This is a genomic window from Pseudorhodobacter sp., assembly GCF_030452865.1.
In the GTDB taxonomy this organism is placed as follows: domain Bacteria; phylum Pseudomonadota; class Alphaproteobacteria; order Rhodobacterales; family Rhodobacteraceae; genus Pseudorhodobacter.
In genome coordinates this window covers 1-2,338 of sequence record NZ_JAKDLJ010000489.1, presented here as the reverse complement: position 1 = coordinate 2,338, position 2,338 = coordinate 1, and the positions used below count along the sequence as shown (strand labels likewise).

Here is a 2,338-nt window from a genome sequence, read left to right as displayed (position 1 = left end):
CATCTGTTCAAAAATATCCTCCGGGGGTGAATTGGCCGTCAGGCCAAGAGGGGGCGGAACGCCCCCTGCCTGATTTCCCTAAGCGAAAACCCCCAAGTCTTGCGCCCCCCGGCGTCAGATGGTCTAATCCTGCGACAGCACCCGCCCCAGAAGAATCGAGCATGCAATGGCCAATGACCTTCTCTCTGTCATCCCTGAAACCTATGACGCCAACGACATCGAGGTGCTGGAAGGGCTGGAGCCTGTCCGCAAGCGCCCCGGCATGTATATCGGCGGCACCGATGAACGGGCCTTGCATCATCTGGTCGCCGAAGTCCTCGACAACTCAATGGATGAGGCGGTCGCGGGCCATGCCAACCGGATCGAGGTCGAACTCCACGCCGACCACTCCATCACCATCCGCGACAACGGCCGCGGCATCCCGGTCGATCCGCATCCGAAATTCCCCGGAAAATCCGCGCTGGAAGTTATCCTTTGCACTTTGCACGCAGGCGGAAAATTCTCCGGCAAGGCTTATGAGACCTCAGGCGGCTTGCACGGCGTTGGCGCCTCCGTTGTCAACGCGCTCTCCGATCACATGCGGGTGGAAGTCGCGCGCAACAAGGAACTCTACGTTCAGGAATTTTCGCGTGGCATCCCGCAAGGCCCGATTGCCAAAATTGGCGCGGCTCCGAACCGGCGCGGCACCTCCACCACTTTCCACCCGGACGCGCAAATCTTTGGCCATCTGCAATTCAAGCCGTCGCGGCTGATGAAAATGGTCCGTTCCAAGGCTTACCTCTTTTCGGGAGTGGAAATCCGTTGGAAATCGGCAGTTGCAGACGGTGACACCCCGATGGAGGCGATTTTCCATTTCCCCGGTGGCCTTGCCGATTACTTGGGCGAAAACCTGACCGGGGCCACCACTTACGCCGACCGCCCCTTCGCGGGCAAAGTCGGCTTTCAGGAAAAATTCGGCCAGCCGGGGTCGGTCGAATGGGCGATCAACTGGACCCCCTCGCGCGATGGCTTCATCCAGTCCTATACCAACACGGTGCCCACCCCCGAAGGCGGCACCCATGAGGCAGGCTTTTGGTCCGCGATCCTAAAAGGCATCCGCGCCTACGGCGATCTGGTGAAAAACCGCAAGGCCGAACTGATTTCGCGCGATGACATGATGACCGGCGGCTGCGCCCTGATCTCGGTTTTCATCCGGGAGCCGCAGTTTGTCGGCCAGACCAAGGACCGTTTGGCATCGGAGGACGCGGCAAAACTGGTCGAAGGTTCGGTGCGCGACCATTTCGACAACTGGCTGGCGGCGGATACGAAATCGGCGGGCGCAATCCTCGATTTTCTGGTGCTGCGCGCCGAGGAACGCCTGCGCCGCCGTCAGGAAAAGGAAACCGCCCGCAAAACGGCGACCAAAAAGCTGCGCTTGCCCGGCAAACTCACCGACTGCACCGCGAAAAACCGCGAAGGCACAGAGCTGTTTATTGTCGAAGGCGACTCCGCCGGCGGCTCTGCCAAAGGCGCGCGCAACCGCGAAAATCAGGCGCTTTTGCCGCTCAAAGGCAAGATTCTGAACGTGCTGGGGGCGGCGTCGAACAAGCTGCACGACAACTCCGAAATCCGCGATATCTGTGAGGCCTTGGGCGTGCAGATGGGCACCAAATTCAAGGTCGACGACCTGCGCTATGACAAGATCATCATCATGACCGATGCCGATGTTGACGGCGCGCATATCGCCAGCCTTTTGATGACGTTTTTCTTCACCCAAATGCGCCCGCTGATCGACCAGGGCCACCTCTATCTGGCCTGCCCGCCGCTCTACCGCCTGACCCAAGGCGCAAAACGGCTTTATGTGGCGGATGATGCCGAAAAAGAGCTGTGGCTGGCCAAGGGTTTGGGCGGTAAGGGTAAAATCGACGTGCAGCGATTCAAGGGTTTGGGCGAAATGGACGCCAAAGACCTGAAAGACACCACGATGAACCCCGAGTCTCGCAAACTGATCCGCGTCAGCATTGACGAGGATGAGCCGGGCGAAACCGCCGATCTGGTGGAGCGTTTGATGGGCAAAAAACCCGAGTTGCGGTTCCAATATATCCAAGAAAACGCGCAGTTTGTGGAGGAGTTAGATGTTTAGAGCGATCATTCTGACAGCAACCGTCCTAGCTGTCGCGCCCCGCGTGATTGCGCGGTGATTTGACAAAGAAGTGGGGGTGACTTGTGCCAGTTGTACATCGCCCGCATCGGTGTTCTGTTCCTCAAGGCTGGCTGCGGCAACTGCATGTTGTAGAGTGAGCGATGAACGCCATTGGCTCGTTCGCGGCCTCCGCGGTCCGGTGGCCGACTGCATTCA

Annotated in this window: 1 protein-coding gene; it reads left to right on the top strand. The window is 59.2% G+C overall.

The annotated features are described in order from the left end of the window. Window positions 1-166 precede the first annotated feature (166 nt). Complete coding sequence (gene parE / locus L0H65_RS18465; protein WP_301460668.1) at window positions 167-2,122, top strand: DNA topoisomerase IV subunit B; 1,956 nt, start codon at window positions 167-169, stop codon at window positions 2,120-2,122. Window positions 2,123-2,338 lie beyond the last annotated feature (216 nt).

Excerpts from the sequence above, each read along its gene's own strand:
- parE (WP_301460668.1), top strand. The coding sequence starts at position 167 with ATGGCCAATGACCTTCTCTCTGTCATCCCTGAAACCTATGACGCCAAC.